This window comes from Roseibium sp. (genome assembly GCF_050301095.1).
Classification (GTDB): Bacteria; Pseudomonadota; Alphaproteobacteria; order Rhizobiales; family Stappiaceae; genus Roseibium.
In genome coordinates, this window is record NZ_JBNKYW010000041.1 from 1 (window position 1) to 17,047 (window position 17,047).

The 17,047-nt window shown below is 61.5% G+C and carries 20 protein-coding genes and 1 pseudogene; 15 read left to right on the forward strand and 6 right to left on the reverse strand.

The genetic code is table 11. From position 1 onward, the window contains the following. Window positions 1–357, reverse strand: a 357-nt coding sequence (locus tag ACQY7U_RS03155) for an MFS transporter (protein WP_428641869.1), incomplete at its 3' end; no start/stop codon positions are given. Between the two features lie 2 nt (window positions 358–359). Continuing rightward, window positions 360–1,544, reverse strand: coding sequence for a hypothetical protein (locus ACQY7U_RS03160; protein WP_428641870.1), 1,185 nt, complete (start codon window positions 1,542–1,544; stop codon window positions 360–362). 108 nt (window positions 1,545–1,652) lie between these two features. Between ACQY7U_RS03160 and ACQY7U_RS03165 the strand changes: the two genes are divergently transcribed. Further along, a complete protein-coding gene (locus tag ACQY7U_RS03165; protein WP_428641871.1) occupies window positions 1,653–2,009 on the forward strand; it encodes a hypothetical protein in 357 nt (118 codons plus the stop codon). A gap of 77 nt (window positions 2,010–2,086) precedes the next feature. On the opposite strand, the gene ACQY7U_RS03170 is transcribed toward ACQY7U_RS03165, so the two are convergent. Both ACQY7U_RS03170 and ACQY7U_RS03175 read right to left on the reverse strand, forming a co-directional pair. After that, window positions 2,087–2,233 carry a hypothetical protein gene (locus tag ACQY7U_RS03170; protein ID WP_428641875.1) on the reverse strand — a complete coding sequence of 49 codons (147 nt, stop codon included), beginning with the start codon at window positions 2,231–2,233 and terminating at the stop codon, window positions 2,087–2,089. Between the two features lie 249 nt (window positions 2,234–2,482). Continuing rightward, a complete protein-coding gene (locus ACQY7U_RS03175) occupies window positions 2,483–3,211 on the reverse strand; it encodes a FadR/GntR family transcriptional regulator (RefSeq protein WP_428641878.1) in 729 nt (242 codons plus the stop codon). 170 nt (window positions 3,212–3,381) lie between these two features. On the opposite strand from ACQY7U_RS03175, the gene ACQY7U_RS03180 reads away from it, so the two are divergent. Genes ACQY7U_RS03180 through acuI form a run of 5 tightly spaced genes read left to right on the forward strand, consistent with a single transcriptional unit; the run spans window position 3,382 to window position 8,600 of the window. Further along, a complete protein-coding gene (locus tag ACQY7U_RS03180; RefSeq protein ID WP_428641880.1) occupies window positions 3,382–4,179 on the forward strand; it encodes a DUF2182 domain-containing protein in 798 nt (265 codons plus the stop codon). 10 nt (window positions 4,180–4,189) lie between these two features. Continuing rightward, window positions 4,190–4,816 (forward strand): DUF1326 domain-containing protein, encoded by a 627-nt coding sequence (locus tag ACQY7U_RS03185; protein ID WP_428641881.1) that lies wholly within the window; start codon window positions 4,190–4,192, stop codon window positions 4,814–4,816. A 17-nt stretch (window positions 4,817–4,833) separates the two neighbouring features. Then, entirely contained in the window at window positions 4,834–5,955 is a 1,122-nt protein-coding gene (locus ACQY7U_RS03190) for a dimethylsulfoniopropionate demethylase (protein ID WP_428641883.1), read from the forward strand. A gap of 2 nt (window positions 5,956–5,957) precedes the next feature. Continuing rightward, window positions 5,958–7,592 (forward strand): acyl-CoA synthetase, encoded by a 1,635-nt coding sequence (locus ACQY7U_RS03195; RefSeq protein ID WP_428641886.1) that lies wholly within the window; start codon window positions 5,958–5,960, stop codon window positions 7,590–7,592. A gap of 15 nt (window positions 7,593–7,607) precedes the next feature. Further along, complete coding sequence (acuI, locus tag ACQY7U_RS03200; RefSeq protein WP_428641888.1) at window positions 7,608–8,600, forward strand: acryloyl-CoA reductase; 993 nt, start codon at window positions 7,608–7,610, stop codon at window positions 8,598–8,600. A gap of 193 nt (window positions 8,601–8,793) precedes the next feature. Here the strand turns inward: acuI and ACQY7U_RS03205 are convergent, their stop codons facing one another. After that, window positions 8,794–9,693, reverse strand: a complete 900-nt coding sequence (locus ACQY7U_RS03205; protein ID WP_428641890.1) for a LysR substrate-binding domain-containing protein — start codon at window positions 9,691–9,693, stop codon at window positions 8,794–8,796. Window positions 9,694–9,790: 97 nt separating this feature from the next. On the opposite strand from ACQY7U_RS03205, the gene ACQY7U_RS03210 reads away from it, so the two are divergent. The 7 genes and pseudogenes from ACQY7U_RS03210 (at window position 9,791) to ACQY7U_RS03240 (ending at window position 14,032) form a co-directional block, all read left to right on the forward strand. After that, window positions 9,791–10,405: an FMN-dependent NADH-azoreductase gene (locus tag ACQY7U_RS03210; RefSeq protein ID WP_428641893.1), complete on the forward strand. Its 615-nt coding sequence runs from the start codon at window positions 9,791–9,793 to the stop codon at window positions 10,403–10,405. Window positions 10,406–10,669: 264 nt separating this feature from the next. Beyond that, on the forward strand, window positions 10,670–10,867 hold the full coding sequence (rpmI, locus tag ACQY7U_RS03215; protein ID WP_190291198.1) for a 50S ribosomal protein L35: 198 nt from the start codon (window positions 10,670–10,672) through the stop codon (window positions 10,865–10,867). A 27-nt stretch (window positions 10,868–10,894) separates the two neighbouring features. Then, a pseudogene (gene rplT / locus ACQY7U_RS03220) lies at window positions 10,895–11,289 on the forward strand (50S ribosomal protein L20); the annotation flags it as partial. Window positions 11,290–11,366: 77 nt separating this feature from the next. After that, window positions 11,367–11,894, forward strand: a complete 528-nt coding sequence (locus ACQY7U_RS03225) for an MAPEG family protein (RefSeq protein ID WP_428641895.1) — start codon at window positions 11,367–11,369, stop codon at window positions 11,892–11,894. A gap of 286 nt (window positions 11,895–12,180) precedes the next feature. Beyond that, window positions 12,181–12,507, forward strand: a complete 327-nt coding sequence (locus ACQY7U_RS03230) for a hypothetical protein (RefSeq protein ID WP_428641897.1) — start codon at window positions 12,181–12,183, stop codon at window positions 12,505–12,507. Between the two features lie 391 nt (window positions 12,508–12,898). Further along, complete coding sequence (locus ACQY7U_RS03235; RefSeq protein ID WP_428641899.1) at window positions 12,899–13,213, forward strand: hypothetical protein; 315 nt, start codon at window positions 12,899–12,901, stop codon at window positions 13,211–13,213. Window positions 13,214–13,375: 162 nt separating this feature from the next. Further along, window positions 13,376–14,032 (forward strand): SGNH/GDSL hydrolase family protein, encoded by a 657-nt coding sequence (locus ACQY7U_RS03240; RefSeq protein WP_428641900.1) that lies wholly within the window; start codon window positions 13,376–13,378, stop codon window positions 14,030–14,032. Between the two features lie 2 nt (window positions 14,033–14,034). Here ACQY7U_RS03240 and ACQY7U_RS03245 read toward each other — a convergent pair whose 3' ends face one another. After that, window positions 14,035–14,289, reverse strand: a complete 255-nt coding sequence (locus ACQY7U_RS03245) for a DUF1674 domain-containing protein (protein ID WP_428641903.1) — start codon at window positions 14,287–14,289, stop codon at window positions 14,035–14,037. A 143-nt stretch (window positions 14,290–14,432) separates the two neighbouring features. On the opposite strand from ACQY7U_RS03245, the gene htpX reads away from it, so the two are divergent. Beyond that, window positions 14,433–15,413 (forward strand): zinc metalloprotease HtpX, encoded by a 981-nt coding sequence (gene htpX / locus ACQY7U_RS03250; RefSeq protein ID WP_428641905.1) that lies wholly within the window; start codon window positions 14,433–14,435, stop codon window positions 15,411–15,413. Window positions 15,414–15,542: 129 nt separating this feature from the next. After that, window positions 15,543–16,919, forward strand: a complete 1,377-nt coding sequence (gene rsmB / locus ACQY7U_RS03255) for a 16S rRNA (cytosine(967)-C(5))-methyltransferase RsmB (protein ID WP_428641908.1) — start codon at window positions 15,543–15,545, stop codon at window positions 16,917–16,919. The last annotated feature ends 128 nt before the right edge of the window (window positions 16,920–17,047 follow it).

Consider the following 17,047-nt stretch of genomic DNA (forward strand, 5'->3'; position numbering starts at 1 on the left):
CTTTCCTCTGTGTTTGAGTTCATCATAAATGTAGGCGGAATCGGCACCCGACCTGAAGGCCCGCCCCGCCCCGGCCAACACCTCCATAGCCGCGAAAAGCAGAAACCCGGATCCGGCCCAGATGCCGCCATAGGCGGCCGCGACAAGCAGGGCCCCGAGCGCAAGCGACGTGCGCCTGCGCACCCTGTCCGCAAAAATTCCCGCTGGAATTTCGGTCAGGAGCTTGGCCAGAAAATGAAGCGCCTGAAGGGTATAGACCTGCTGCAGCGTCAATCCGTGCGATACGTAGAAGACGATCAGGACCGGGCCATGAAACATGGCGAACTGCAAGGCAGTGTAAACGTAAAGACGGGTCATTTTCAGGCGCAGGCCAATATGTCGTTCTGGAGCAGACCAAAGGGCGGCAGGATCATGTCGGCGGGAAGTGCGGTTTCAGATGCTGGGTCCGCGATTATCACCGTCGTCAATTCTCCCTTCAAAGCATCAAGCTGGGCGAGATCGGCTTGCTTGGCCGCGGTGTCGGTAAAAAATACTTTCTGTTTCGCAGAAAAAGCGTTTGAAACCACAAAGACCCATTTCCGCCTGTTCGCGGAGCGGAGCCGGTTTACGATCGGGGCAATCCCGGCCGAATACATTTCCACCAGAACGCAAGTCAAGCCCAGTTCCGAATAGGTGAGAACTTCCTCCAGCAGATCCAGCCTTGACCGGGCGTGTCTGTCCACGAAACCGGATAGATAGACATGCCCCGGATCGAGCAATGACACCCCGAGTGAACGGCCCAGCTTTTCAGCGATTTGCACGCCCACCGGCGTCGTTTCGACGTATTTGAAGACGCGGTTTTCCCGGCACAGTTTACCCGCGATGTCATAGATTTGCGGATTGCCTTCGGTCAGCACGGTGACCTGCGAGACACCAAGGCTCTTTAGCACTGAAAGATACCCGTCGATCAGCAGGATGTTCCGGTCAAAGTCCTCGTAAAAATAGGGCAGGACATAGAGGTTGCCGGACGGGTTCAGGTATCGCACCGTTTCCTCAAATGAACGCCGGAACAGCAGAATATCGCCAGCGCGCGCGATCAGCTCCCTCACCTCGTGCGATGTCAGTTCGGCGCTACTCCCAATTCCAACGAAAGTAACCCGCTGTTCTCCGGAAGTCTCCCCTCTGGTCCGGGAGAGGCTCAGGCGAGTTGATCGTGATTGACGTGCGATCGCGCGACCGGTCGTCAAAAATGAAATGTTCCTGTCAAGCTGTGCCGCTGGATCGCTACGTGTCGCAAAGCGGAACAAGTGCAGTCCCAAATTACTGCCCGTGCGCAACAAGATTTCTTCTGTGGCGGATTCGGCTTCATACAAGGCGAGGCAACGATCGCTTTCCAGACACCTGGCTGCCATCCGCTCCATGCATTGCGGCGAAAATTCACCTGGTTTGGTCAAGACGATGTACCCATCCGCCAGCGGCGAAACCGGCGGCTCGCCCGGAGGGGTTTTTTCTTCAATGAGTCGATTTGCAATATAGTGAGGTTGAGGAAATACACCACTGGCCACGACAGCACCTAAATCAGAAATTGTATCGTGAGCTTTTAAACTCTAAAGATGTAGAGTCAATGGCATTTTTAAATTCAGGTGAATGACGCGCAAGCGTATGAACTTGCGATGAAAATTGCCATCAGTGCCGGACCCGGCACCTGTTGGCAAACGGGCTCGCGCTTTGTTTTTCCAACCCTTGGGACAGAAAATCAGGACCGGTTTCGCGGCGTGTCCAGGTGCCTTTGTGAGGGCAAATACAGCTTCGATCGCGCCGACGCCATGGCCATCAACGTCAGGTCACTGGAATTTGCGTTTCCCTTAGCCTTCGGCGCTGAGACCACAGTTCACCGATGCGAGACTGAAGGAATTCGGCCGTGCCAACGGGCTGCGAAACGCGGATTGCCGGAGTTCGGTGAAGGTGCTTCCGAAGGGATGATCATTAATCTGCGCACGGAAAACCAGCGCGGGCAAAACAGAATTTGAGAAGAAAAAAATTTCGCTGAGGATAGTGGATCGGCGTCGGTCCAGGGAGGAAAGTCCAACGCCGATCCAGGCCGGTCTCAGGGCGTTGCCGGGGTGTGCAACGTCGTGACCGGAACACCGGAGAACGTCGTCGAATGGGTCAGCGCCAGGCTCGGGTTGGTGGATTTGGCCGCGGCCGCACCGGCAAGCACGAGGACGACGACGGCTAAGCTCCAATATCTCATTACACTCGCTCCTTCGAAGCGCGGCACATCTTGATGGGGCCGCTTGATGTTCGCACAGCTGTATTCAACTTTCGTCTATATTATACTTTAGGCGAACAACATGCAATGCCGCAGGGTCAACCTGCTGTTTTACATAGGGTTTTGGAGCTTTTTCGCAATTATCGGCGGCGAATCCCGAATAGACCAGACGCGTCCGGCGCGAAGACGCGCCGGACCAAATCCAGATGCTTTGCGTGGTTTCGTCCGGTATCAGACCAGAGGCTTGCGGCGCTGCGCGGCCAGTTCCCTTGTGTAGGCGGAAAGCGCCTCGAGTTCGCGTGCCGCCGCCGTGCTGTCCTTTTCCTCCAGCGCCTTTGCCAGCGCCTCGTGCAGGTCGGCGATCCGTTCCCGGTCGCGCAGGCGGTAGACCAGCATGTTCATCAGGGGCTGCATGGCCTCGAAGGCCGCGGACAGCTGAAAGGTCAGCAGCGGATTGCCCGTAGCCTGCGCGATCAGCGAATGAAAGGCGACATCTGAGGCGCAGAAGTCCTCGTCGCTGGTCTTCGGCTCCCGCTGACGGCGGATCTCGGACCGCATGTCGGCCAGCTGGGTTCCCGTCCGGTTGAGGGCGGCCAGCGGCAGGGCTGCTGTTTCGAGCGCGAAGCGCGCTTCAGCGGCATCTTCCATCGGAATGTCGTTCATGCTGATCAGCAGACGCGTGGTGGTGACGAGATTGTCCTGCGCCTCCGCCCAGGTCATCCGGTTGACGAAGGCACCACCCGACGAGCCGCGCTCGCTGCGGATCAGGTTTTGCGCGGCCAGCCGTTTCAGTGCCTCGCGTACCGTGGACCTGGAAACCCCGAAACGCTCCGACAGTTCCGCTTCGCTCGGCAGCCGTTCTTCGCCGGCAAGACGGCCTTCCAGAATGGCGTTTCGGATGGCATTGGCGATCTGGACCGACAGGCCCTCTTTCTGAATCGTGTTGAATTCGATCGCCACTGCTTTCTCCAGTTGTCCGGCCGGCGGCCCGCATTTCCCCGCTTGCCCGGAAATTAGACGCGCAGTGGTCGGGGGTCAATTGCAAAAATATAAATGTCAGACAATTAAATGTTTGACTTTTCCATTTTCGAAGAGCAGCGTTGCAGGCAACGACAAATCGGGAGGAGCGCATGAAGACGATCATGCGTCTGATGCCGGGCCAAAGCGTGCTCTGGCTGCTGTTTTTTGCAGGCGTTCTGGCCGCCTGGAGCATGCTCTTTGCCATGCAGGCATCGGCTCCGGATGCCCTCGGCCGGGATTGGTCCGGAGCGGCTTATCTCTGGTCGCTCTGCTCCGGCACCGTGGCGGACGCCGGGTACCTGTCCGCTTTTGTGATGTGGGCTCTGATGGCTCTGGCCATGATGGCCCCGACGGCCTTTCCCGCTTTCAGAACCTATCAGGACCTGACCCATGCGGGCGCGGCGAACGCCATGTCCGTGGCCGTCCTGATCACCGGCTATCTCATGGTCTGGCTGGGGTTTTCGGTCATCGCCGCCGTTCTTCAGGTACAGCTGGCAGGTCTTGGTTTCGTTGATGCCGCCGGCCGGTCCACTTCCGCCGCCCTGAACGGCGCGCTGTTACTGCTTGCCGGGCTTTACCAGTTCAGCACCCTGAAAGACGCCTGCCTGTCGGCCTGCAAGAGCCCGATGACCTTCTTCATGGGCCATTGGCAGCCGGGCCTTTCCGGCGCCTTCCGGCTCGGCCTCAGGCTCGGTGCGGTCTGCCTTGGCTGCTGCTGGGCATTGATGCTGCTCGCCTTTGTCGCCGGCACCATGAACCTTGCCTTCATGGGCCTGGCAATGGTGCTGATGACCCTCGAAAAACTGCCGCAGATCGGCACGAAACTCAGCGCGCCTCTGGGCGTCTTCCTACTTCTGGCCGGAGCGACCGTGATCGTCCTGCCATTTGCAACATCAATCCAAATCTGAGGAGATGAGAATGTCCGGATGGGCCATTCGCGGTGAATTGATCCTGAACTGCAACTGCACGGTTTTCTGCCCCTGCGTGGTTTCGCTCGGCAAGCATCCGCCCACCGAGGGCTATTGCCAGGCCTGGGCCGGTGTGCGCATCGACGAGGGCCACTATGAGGGCGAGGACCTCTCCGGCCTAAATGTCGGGCTTGTCCTGGAAATTCCCGGCCTGATGGGCCGCGGCAACTGGAAGGCGGCCGCCTATATCGACGACCGGGCGAGCGATGCCGCCTATGAGGGCCTCCTGAAGATCTTCTCCGGCGAAGCCAAGGGCACGACCGGTCTCTTCAAGGTGCTGGTCAGCGAGTTCCTCGGCGCCGAGCGCGCGCCCGTCTCCTACACCAACGAAGGCAAGAAACGCCGCCTGATCGTCGGCAAGGCCATCAAGGGCGAGGTCGAACCGGTGCGCGGCGCCAATCCGGACGAGGACATCGTCGTCAAGAACACCGAATACTGGATGGGCTCGGACATCACCGTCGCGACCGCCACACAGGGCCGGGTGCGTGCCTATGGCCGCGTCTGGGATTTCGACGGCCGCAGTGCCGAGATCTGTCAGATCGACTGGTCCGGCCCATCGGCCGAAGCCGCCGCCTGAGCCAAGGAGGACGCGCCATGCAGGTCCCCTCGATTTCAATCTCCCGCCGCACCAGGAAAACCCCGTTTTCCCGCCGCGTGCAGGCAGCCGGTGTCAAGGCCTATACGGTCTATAACCACATGCTCCTGCCAACGGTTTTCGACACCGTGGAAGCGGACTGCCGGCACCTTAAGACCCACGTCCAGCTTTGGGACGTGGCCTGCGAGAGGCAGGTTGAACTCTGGGGACCTGACGCCGCGCGTCTTGCGCAGATGCTGACGCCAAGGGATCTGTCGGCCATGACGCCGGGGCGCTGTTACTACACGCCGATGGTCGACGAGACCGGGGGCATGCTGAACGATCCCGTCACCACGAAACTCGCCGAAGACAAATACTGGATCTCGGTTGCCGACAGCGATCTTCTCTTCTGGATCAAGGGGCTCGCCCATGCCTACCGGCTGGAGGTCGATGTCGACGAACCGGATGTCTCGCCGCTGGCGATCCAGGGCCCCAGGGCCGAGGACCTGGTCGCGCGGGTCTTCGGGGAGCGCATCCGCTCCATCCGTTTCTTTCACTACGATTACGTCGAGTTTCAGGGCCGCAGGCTGATCCTGGCACGCTCGGGCTATTCGAAACAGGGTGGCTTCGAGCTCTATGTCGAAGGCTCGGACCTTGGCGAACCGGTCTGGGATGCCCTGATGGCGGCGGGGGAGGATCTTGACGTCAGGGCTGGTTGCCCCAACCTGATCGAACGGATCGAAAGCGGCCTGCTTTCCTACGGCAACGACATGACCCGCGCCAACACGCCCCATGAGTGCGGCCTTGGCCGGTTCTGCCAGACCAGGGATGCCATCGGCTGCGTCGGCCGTGATGCCCTGCTGCGCGTTGCGGTCGAGGGGCCTGTGCGGCAGATCCGCAGCATCGCCATCGACGGCGACCCGGTTCCGCCCTGCGACGAACTCTGGCCGGTCATTGCAGGCGGCAAGCAGGTCGGCACGATCAGTTCCGCCGCCTATTCGCCGGATTTCCGCACCAATGTCGCGATCGGCATGGTCCGCATGACCCATTGGGACGACGGCACGAAAGTACAGGTCGACACGCCGCACGGCATGCGCTCCGCAACGGTCTGGGAAACGCCGTTCACCAACCAGGGAGCCTGATGATGCAAAAGCATTTCGAGGCCTTCGGCAAGCGGACCGCCAACCACGTTCCCCTGTCGCCCCTGTCGTTCCTGGAACGCACGGCCGCCGTTTTCCCGGCTCGCACGGCCGTCATCTACGAAGACCGTCGCCACACCTGGGCCGAGGTCTTTGAGCGCGTGCGCCGCGTTGCCTCAAGCCTTGCGCGCAAGGGGATCGGCCCCGGCGACACGGTCTCGATCCTGGCCGCCAACACGCCCGAGCTGTTCGAACTGCATTTCGCGGTTCCCTTGACCGGCGCGGTGCTGAACACCATCAACACCCGCCTTGAAGCCGAAGCGGTCGCCTATATTCTCGACCATAGCGACGCCCGGCTGGTGATCGCCGACACGGCTTTCTCGAACGTCGTCAAAGACGCCTTCGAGTTGAACGGCAAGACCCTGCCGGTGGTCGATATTGCCGATCCCCATGGGCCGGGTGGCGATCGAATCGCTGACGAAACCTATGAGGATCTTGTTGCCGGCGGTGACCCGGATTTCGCCTGGCGCGGGCCGGAAGACGAGTGGCATGCGCTTGCGCTGAACTACACCTCCGGCACCTCCGGGCGGCCGAAGGGCGTCGTCTACCACCACCGGGGCGCTTATCTCATGAGCATGGGAACACCGCTCGCCTGGGACCTGCCGCGCCATCCGGTCTATCTCTACACCGTGCCGATGTTCCACTGTAACGGCTGGGGCCACGCCTGGACGATGACGCTGATGGCGGCGACCATCGTCTGCATCCGGCAGGTCACGGGAAAAACGGTCTTCGACAGGATCGCCGAGCACGGTGTCACCCACCTGGGCGGCGCGCCCATCGTGCTGTCCATGCTGGTGAACACGCCGGAGGAAGACAGGACACGGCTGACCGCGCCGGTCAGGATATTGACCGCCGGCGCCCCGCCGCCGGCGTCCGTTCTCGCGGCAACAAAGGCCCTCGGCTTCGAGGTCATGCAGGTCTACGGCCTGACAGAGACCTATGGTCACGTGGTGCAATGCCTGTGGCGGGAGGAGTGGGACGAATTGAGCCCTGAGGAACAGGCCGAGCTGCAATCCTGGCAGGGCGTCGGGTTTCCGATGACGGAATCCGTCGACGTGATCGACCGGGAGACGGGCGTCCCCGTACCCTGGGACGGCAGCACGCAGGGCGAAATCGTCATCCGCGGCAACTCCGTCATGAAGGGCTATTACAAGAACCCGGAGGCAACCGAGGAAGCCTTTTCAGGCGGCCACTTCCGGTCCGGCGACGCGGCAGTCCGTCACCCCAACGGCTACGTCCAGATCCGCGACCGCCTGAAGGACGTCATCATCTCCGGCGGCGAGAATATCTCCTCCGTCGAGGTCGAGGGCGTGCTGCACCGTCACCCGGACGTTATGCTGGCCGCCGTGGTGGCGCTGCCGGACGAAAAATGGGGCGAGGTTCCCTGCGCCTTTGTCGAACTGAAGGAAGGCAGTCAGGAGACCGAAGACGGTCTGATAGCCTTCTGCAAGCAGCAGATGGCCGGGTTCAAGCGGCCGAAAAAAATCGTCTTTACCGAACTGCCGAAAACGGCAACCGGAAAGATCCAGAAATACGTCCTGCGCCAGGAAGCCAGGGCATTCGCAAACCAAACCAGCTAACAGGACAGGTCCGACATGACTTTCAAAGCCCTCATTGTCGACAAGGACGAAGACGGCAAGACCCATGCCGCCATTCAGGAAATCGACGAAACCCGCCTTCCCGAAGGAGACGTCACCGTTGCCGTCGACTATTCGACGCTGAACTACAAGGACGGCCTCTGCATTGGCCCCGGCGGCGGCCTGGTCAGAAATTATCCGCATGTGCCGGGGATCGACTTCGCCGGCACGGTCGAGGAGTCTTCCGACGATTGGTACAAGCCCGGCGACAAGGTGGTGCTGACCGGCTGGCGCGTCGGTGAGGTCTGGTGGGGCGGCTATGCGCAGAAGGCCCGCGTCAAGGGCGAATGGCTGGTTCCGCTCCCCGAAGGCCTGACCACCCGCAACGCCATGGCGATCGGCACGGCCGGTTTCACCGCCATGCTTGCCGTGATGGCCCTGGAAGAGCACGGGTTGAAGCCGGAAAACGGCCCGGTTCTGGTCACCGGCGCCGCCGGGGGTGTCGGATCGGTTGCCACCGCGATCCTCGCCAATCTCGGCTATGAGGTCGCCGCCGTCACCGGCCGGGAAAGCACCTGGGAGTACCTGAAATCTCTCGGCGCCAGCCGGATCGTGCCGCGCGATGACGTCAATGAAACCGTCAAGCGGCCGCTGGAAGCGGAAACCTGGGCAGGCTGCGTCGATGCGGTCGGCGGTGCCATGCTGGCGCGGGTCCTCGGTCAGATGAAATACGGCGCTTCCGTCGCCGCCGTTGGCCTTGCCGGCGGTGCGGCGCTTCCGGCCACCGTCATTCCCTTCCTGCTGCGCGGGGTCAACCTGCTCGGCATCGACAGCGTCATGAAGCCCTACGACGGGCGCCTGAAGGCCTGGGAACGGCTGGCGAAGGACCTGCCGATGGCCAAACTCGAAGCGATGATCCAGCCGGCCACCCTGGAAGACCTGCCAAGGCTCGGCGCGGATATTCTGAAGGGCCAGGTGAAGGGCCGCGTCGTCGTCGACGTGAACGCCTGATGTCAGGTGGGGTGGCGCCCTGCGCCGCCCCACCAAGGCGTGACAAATCCTGACCCGGCCTTCCCGGACGTAGCGTAGCGAAGATCCGGGATCATTGAGCCAGAAGCTAGCGGTCGTCAGGTCCCGGCTCGCGCGCCGCTTGGCCGGGACAGCACCAAAAAATGGCCTTTGCCGGCAACCTGAGAGGCGGTGCTCAGCGCCGCCCCAGTTCCTCCTTCAGGAAATCGATCATCACCCGCACCTTTTGCGGCAGGTAGGTGCGGCTCGGATAGAGTATCCAGGCCGCGGTCTCGAAATTCGCCGGTGCGCAGGCATGGTCCGGAAAGAGATCGACCAGCCTGCCGCTCTTAAGGTCGTTCCCGATCAGCCAGTCGGCAAGCAGGGCCGGCCCCATGCCCAGCCTTGCCGCTTCCCTCAAGGCCAGCGCGCTCGAGATGGTGGTCCTGCCGGTGACGTCGATATCAAAGGGCTGTTCGTCACCGCGCCGAAACCGCCAGGAGTTGCGGAAGTCCGGCAGGGCAAAGCACAGGCAGTTGCGGCCGGTCAGATCCTCCGGTCCGCCCGGATGTCCTTCCGTTTCCAGATACTCCGGAGAGGCAACCACGCGGTAAACCGTCTGCAGCAGCTTGGTGGAGATCAGGTCGCCCTTCGGCGCAGCGGCCAGACGGATGGCGAGATCCAGTCCTTCGGCCAGAAGATCCAGATTGCTGTCCGACGGGAAAAGCTCGACCGAGATGTCCGGATAGCGCTCGTGAAACTTCGGCAGCACCGGCACGATGCCCTCCAGCACGAAGGCGACCGACGCCGTCATGCGCAGGGTTCCTTTCGGCCGGTCGCCGCTGCTGGTCACTTCCTCGTTCGCCGCGTCGATCTCTTCCAGTAGTGGCGCCACGCGCCGCAGGTATCTTTCCCCCTCCTCCGTCAGCGACAGTCTGCGGGTGCTGCGCTGAAAGAGCCGCTGGCCGAGTTCCCGCTCGATGGCAGCAACCGTCCGCGACACATTGGACGCATCGAGATCCAGCGCCCGCGCAGCCCCCGCGATGCTGCCGAGATCGCGCACCAGCAAAACGGTCTTGAGAGCTTGAAAATCCATTCATGCAGTTTACGCACGATTATGCTGTCTGGCACGGCATTTCTCGTTCGAATTCTCAGGAATAGCTTCCGGGCATCGTCCAACAGGAGATCCCCGAATGACCTTGCTCTTGCGCATAAACTCCAGTTCCCGGCAGTCCGGCTCGCACAGCGCGGCGGTTGCCGATCAGTTCGAAGCCAGCTTCCGGCAGAAGCACCCCGGTTGCCGGGTGGTGACCCGGAACGTCGCCGACGGCTCCATTCCCATCATCAGCCAGGCAACGATCGAGGGGTTTTATACCGCGCCGGAGGCAATGTCCTCCGAACTGGTTGAAGCAACCGCTCTCTCGGACCGACTGATCTCGGAACTGCAGGAAGCCGACACGCTGCTTATCGCGGCACCGATCTACAATTTCTCGGTTCCGGCGGCCCTGAAGGCCTGGATCGATCAGATTGTCCGACTGGGGCATACCTTTTCCTATGACGCCGGCGCGTTTCAGGGGCTTGCCAAGACCCGCCGCGCTGTCGTCATCTGCACCTTCGGTGCGGAAGGTTATCTTGAAGGCCAGCCGTTCGCGGCCGCCAATTTCGTCCAGCCTTACCTGAGGTTCCTGCTGTCCTTTTTGGGTATTGAGGATATCCGCTTCATTTCTGTCCAGGGCACCACGGCGGACCCGGAAACGGTCGCGCGGAATATCGAGGCGGCGAAGCAGGAATGCAGGCTCGCGGCCTAGCCGGGCTTAGGGCAGAAGAGCCGGAATCCGCAACTCCGCCGGTTTGACTGCTCAAACGGCCAGAAAGCTGAGGATTCCGGTTGCAATTCACCGCTCGCTCCCATATAAGCGCCCGGTCCAGAGTCGTCCGGCTCGTCGTGGACTGGATTCCTGCATCCTGATGCGGAACCTTCCCCGGCAACCAAGGGCATGCCGTGTCGGCTCTGAATGCACCAACAAAAGAGCATCTGCCGCAAGGCGGACGCACCAAGGAAAGGATGCAAAATGCCCAAGCTGAAGACGAAGTCCGGAGCCAAAAAGCGCTTCAAGTTGACTGCGACCGGCAAGGTGAAAACCGCGCAGGCCGGCAAGCGTCATGGCATGATCAAGCGCACGACCAAGTTCATCCGCAACGCCCGTGGCACCACCACGCTGAGCGATCAGGATGCAAAGATCGTGAAGCAGTTCCTGCCCTACGCATAACGCCAGCCCCTTAAGGAGATCACCTGAATGTCACGCGTCAAAAGGGGCGTAACCGCCCACGCTCGTCACAAAAAAGTTCTGAAGGCCGCCAAGGGCTACTACGGCCGCCGCAAGAATACCATTCGCGTTGCCAAGCAGGCCGTGGAGAAGGCGGCACAGTACGCCTACCGCGACCGCAAGGCCAAGAAGCGCAACTTCCGTTCGCTCTGGATCCAGCGCATCAACGCAGCGACCCGCCAGCACGGCATGACCTACGGCCGCTTCATCGACGGCCTGAACAAGGCCGGCATCGAAGTCGACCGCAAGGTTCTGTCCGACCTCGCCATCAACCAGCCGGACGCCTTCAAGGCTCTGGTTGACCAGGCACAGGGCGCTCTGGCCGCCTAAGGTCTTCAGGACAGACTGAATTTGAGAGCGCGGTTCCCCGGGAACCGCGCTTTTCTTTTGCCCGCACCTGTGCTCCCCTCTTGCCGATCGGGAAAACGGGGAGCCTGAAACCATGCCCTTGTCGCAAAAACAGACCGGCGTGCTGAAAGGCATGATCGCCGCATTGGTGCTCTCCGCCCTGGCGCTGGGTGCGGGCGCTTTCCGGTTTCCGGCGGACTGGTTGCCGGAGGATACTGGCGCCGGACGGGCCATCTTCGCCGCCCGGACTCTCCTGTTCCTGAGCTTCTGGCTTCTTGTGACCATCGGCACCCTGGCACGGCACCGCTTTTTCACGCCGCAAGACATTGACGGCAGCGGCCTCACCTCCGGAACGGATACGGCCCGAGTTCTCCAGGCCGTCCTTCAGAACACGCTGGAACAGACCGTGCTGGCAGCCCTTGTCTATACAAGCTTCGCCGTGCTTGCACCGGTCGCCCTGCTGGGCGCCCTGCCAGTCGCCGCCGGTCTCTTCTGGCTCGGCCGCGCCCTGTTCTGGCACGGTTACGCCCGGGGCGCGGCCGGCCGCGCGCTCGGCTTTGCGCTCACCTTCTATTCCACGGTTCTCTTGTTTCTCTCCACGGTGATCCTGACCCTGATCTGACCGGGTCCGGCAATGCCTCCCGGCAACTTCGCGGCTCCGTAGCGAATCGCTGTCCCGATCCGGTTTTCAAAAGGTCAATTTGAAACGGAAAGATACCAACGCTTTCCACGTTCCTCTGAAGGAGTGTCCCGTTTCAGACCGGGCCGTTAACTTTTTTGACCCCGTTTTGGCAGTTTTCCGGGACAAAAAGTTAACGCCCCTATAAACTGGCACGGTGATTGCGACGTTTCAGGCAAGACGGCACTGAGCGTGCCATTCTGAAACAACGAGGCGTTAGAACGTGCGAGTGAACCCGGTAACTTCGGCAAATCGTGCCAATGTGAGGCGCAAGCGTCCCTCCACGGGAGAACAGGACGCCGAGCCCCGGAACAGTTTTGCCTCGCATCTGCCCGAGCCGCTGCAGCCGGCTCTCGAGCGGGACCACGACGCCTTCACCGGGCGCTACCATCCGAACTCGATTTTCCTCGCCCATCTGATCGCCACCCGCGACGGCGACCCCCAGACACGTACCCGCCGCCAGGCGGAACCGCTCCACGGCGTCAACACCTACCGCGCGACGGCCGCGCTGCCGCGCCAGCGAGCCGCCGGCCACGTGCTCCGTACCGAGCGGTAGATTTCTCAGTTTCGAATTCCAGATGTACCACTGGAAACACTTGGCCCGGAGCATTGCTCCGGGCCTTTTTTTGCGGCTTTTTCTCATGTCCCTCCTGCCCCGATGCAACACCCGCCCTCATCCTGAAACAGCGCGAAGCGCTGTTTCAGGATGAGGCTGAAATTACGAAACGCGCCGGATTCGGCGGTCATCCGAATTGTCCGATTGAATCCGGGATAGCGGCACCTCACCTCCGATCCGGACCTTGCAGAGCATTGCCCTCGGCAAATCTTCCGATATGTGACCCGCAACACAGTCACTTGCCGCGCCCGTCCCTATATTCAGAAACAGATCCGGATACCCCGGACCTCCGACCAGATTGGCCACGGACTGGCCCGCCACGGAGACAGAGATGCAAGTGAGACCCGTTTCAGCGATCCACCCGTTGCGCATTCGCAGCAAACAGATGACCGAGCCGGTTACCAGGCAGGAAACCTCGCCGGGCAGAGGCCGTTTCGACGGCACCGGCATGATCCCGGCCCATATCGCGGCGTCGGCCCTTGCCTGTGACACCCAACACGGCGCCCATGCCGAATACGCCGCACAGTTGCTGGCAGATCCTTACGCTGAGGAAGCAACCGAACTGGAGCGCCGCCGCCTCATGGCGCATTACACGGCGGCCGAGGAAGAGGAACGGACGTTCACGTCCTACACCATCTCGATCTGATAGTGTCCGGTCCGCAGCCATCCTGCGGACCACGCCTTTTTTGAGCGCCGTATTCTCCAACTCCCCTCGTTGCGTACCGATCCCAGCACGGATGTAATTGTCCGCCAATTCGAATGTGCCTAAAGTCGCTTCAAAGAGTGTTGCGATCGACCAGGGGGCCTCATGCCGGCACACAAGGATCCGATTTCCGTCGTCTGTTTCGGAGATTCCCTCACCTGGGGCTTCAACCCCGCCGACAAGTCGCGTTATGGCCATGACGTCCGCTGGACGCGGCTCCTGCAAAGGGAGCTTGGGGCCGAATTCTACGTGATCGAGGAAGGTGTCAACGGGCGAACGACCGTTTTCGAGGACCCGGTCAAGGGCGACAAGAACGGCCTTGCCCATCTTCAAACCGTCCGCAAGGCGCATATGCCCATCGACATTCTGATCATCATGCTCGGCACGAACGATCTTCAGGCACGTTTCGGTATGAATGCGGAAACCATCGCGATTGCCATGGGCCGGCTTCTGGATTTTGCCCGCAGACCCACCGATGACGTCGAAGGCCGTGCTCCGAAGGTGCTGCTGATGTCGCCGCCGCCGCTGGCACCGATGGCAGGAACGCCCTTTGTCGCCCAGTTCAGCGACGCGAGTTATCGGGAATCCCATCGGCTGGCCGCTTGCTACCGGGAAAAGGCTTCCGAATACGGCGCTGCCTTCTTCGATGCAGGTTCCGTGATTTCGGCGAGCCCCATCGACGCCATTCATTTCGACGCCGAACCGCAGGCGGGTCTGGCAAAAGCAGTCGCCAAGGAAGTGCGCAAGCTGGCTGAGGACTGAATTCAGAAGTCGACTGTCAGTCCCTTGACCTCCCAGTCGTCATAACGGGTCGGCTCCAGACCGCCGCGGCCGTTGATTTCCTTCGCCATCGCCTGCTGCTTCGCGTCAATCTGCCGACGCCGTTCCTCGGCTTCCGTCAGCGCGCGCTGCGCGGCCGGAGGCAGATCCTCAAACCGTTTTTTCGGCGCGGTTTCGGTATCCGCCTTCAGGGAAGGGACCTCGGTCCCGGAATAGGTTGCAGTCGGTGTGTCCGTCATCGGCTCGCCACTTGATCAGATTACGAATTTGTCACGCTATATACTGCATTCTTGCCAAGATTGGCAGTAATCCCCATCTTCAGTCCGGAACCGGAGACCATCAGGGTCCGGATCGGACGGAACAGGATACGGAACAAGCGGCGATGAACTACGTTCGCACAGCAATGTTATTGGCGGCCATGACCGCCCTCTTCATGGGGATCGGCTTCCTGATCGGCGGTCAGTCGGGCATGATGATCGCCCTTGCAATTGCCGCTGCGATGAACCTGTTCAGCTACTGGAACGCGGACAAGATGGTCCTGCGCATGCATCACGCGCAGGAGATCGACGAGCGGGCCGCGCCGGAATTTTACCGGATCGTGCAGCAATTGGCGCAAAACGCCGGTCTGCCGATGCCGAAGGTCTATCTGATCAACAATCCGCAGCCGAACGCCTTTGCCACCGGCCGAAACCCGGAAAACGCGGCCGTTGCCGCCACAACCGGACTTCTGGAGATGCTCTCTCCCGAGGAAGTCGCGGGCGTCATGGCCCACGAGCTGGCCCATGTGAAGAACCACGACACGCTGATCATGACGATCACCGCGACCATTGCCGGCGCGATTTCCATGCTGGCCAACTTCGCCTTCTTCTTCGGCGGCAACCGCAACAATCCGCTCGGGATCGTCGGCGTGCTTCTGACGATGATCGTCGCACCGATGGCGGCCATGGTCGTCCAGATGGCGATCTCCCGCACACGGGAATATGCGGCCGACCGCATGGGTGCGGAGATCTGCGGCGAACCGATGTGGCTGGCCTCGGCCCTGGCCAAGATCGCCGGAGGCGTGGAGCGCATCCACAATCCGGACGCGGAAGCCAATCCGGCAACCTCGCATATGTTCATCATGAACCCTCTTTCGGGCGAGCGGATGGACAATCTCTTTTCCACCCACCCGAACACACAGAACCGGATCGACGAATTGCGCAAGCTGTCCGAAGCCGGTCTCGGCACCGGTGGCAGGGCCACTGTCGGCCGCAGCACGCGGGCGCCGGCGGATTTCGACGGCCCCTGGGGCGGCACGGGTAGTGGCTCCGGCCGGTCCCGGCGCTCAAGCGTTCCCAGCCACCCGAAGGGCCCCTGGGGATAATCTGCCGTCCGTGCGGCCAAAAAACGCTTTGCCGGGAAAGTCTTGCGACCTACAATGTATCCGTAACGCCGCAGCCGGACGTCCGGTCTGCGGCGCTTGATTTTAAGACCTTCCGACAAGGACATTTCCGTGAACAAGCGGCCGCACAAACCCAGGAAGCCCTCCGGCAACAACGCCCCCGAGCGGCCGGAGAAGCCCGGCTTCGCCGCTCGCAAGGTGGCTGCGGACATTCTCGGCAACGTCGTCCACAAGAAGCGGCCGCTCGACGGCGAACTCGACGCCGCCTCCGGCCATTCCGGCTTCCGGCAGCTTGCAGCCAACGACCGCGCTCTGGTGCGGGCAATCGTCGGGGCTGCGCTCAGGCGCCGGGGCGAGATCGCGGAAATTCTCGATCGCCTGCTCGACCGTCAGATCCCGGAAAAGACCGGCCGTGTGCTGGATATCCTGCATGTCGCCATCGCGCAGATGCTGTTCCTGGACATTCCCGACCGGGCCGCCGTTTCGATCGCGGTCGATCACGCCGCCGCGGACCGCCGCGCGCGCCCCTATAAGGGTCTCGTCAACGGCGTTCTCCGCCGGCTTGGCCGGGAACGGGACGACGTTACAGCAGATCTCGATGCGGATGTGCTCAACACCCCGGACTGGCTCATGGAAAGCTGGCGGGCCGCCTACGGTTCGGAGACGGCACGCGCCATCGCGGCCGCCCACCGGTCCGAAGCCGCCCTCGATCTGACGGTCAAATCGGATCCGGAAGGATGGGCGGAAAGGCTGGAAGGTACCGTAGTGGGTGCGGGCAGCGTTCGCCTGTCGAAGAAAGGCGCCGTTGATGCGCTCGAAGGGTTCGAGGACGGAGCCTGGTGGGTCCAGGACGCCGCAGCCGCCCTGCCGGCGCGTCTCCTGGGCGATCTTCACGGAAAAAAGGCAGCCGACCTCTGCGCGGCCCCCGGAGGCAAGACGGCCCAGCTTGCCGCAGCCGGCGCCAAGGTGACAGCGGTCGATATTTCCAGGGCACGGCTGAAGCGGCTTGAGGAAAACATGACGCGCCTGGGCTTGAGCGTGGAAACGATGGCCGCCGACCTCAGGGCGTTCGAGCCGGACGCACCGTTCGACGCCATTTTGCTGGACGCGCCCTGCAGCGCGACCGGCACGATCCGCCGGCATCCGGACGTCGCCTGGATCAAGAAAGCCTATGACATTGAAAAACTGAGTGAAATTCAACGCGAATTGCTGGACAGGGTGGTGAACTGGGTAAAACCCGGTGGTTTGATCGTCTATTGCACCTGCTCGCTGGAACCGGAAGAGGGCGAAAGCCAGGTGGCTGCCTTCCTTGAGCGTCAAGCGGGCAAGGTTGAACTGGTGAAGGTCAACCCGCAGGAGATCGGCGGGCTCGATCAATGTGTCACCGGGGAAGGTTATCTTCGATGCCTGCCATGCCACCTTGCCGGGTCCGATCCGGATTTGCGCGGCATGGATGGATTTTTCGCAGCCAGATTCCGGCGACTTTAACGCGGCATAAACCGTTCACTTGCAATGATTCTCTAAATGAAATGCTAACCTTAATGGTTCGTTTTCAGGATTTATAACCGGAGTGCCCCCGATAGCAGCGCGTGACCCATCATTGGTGGGGATGGTTT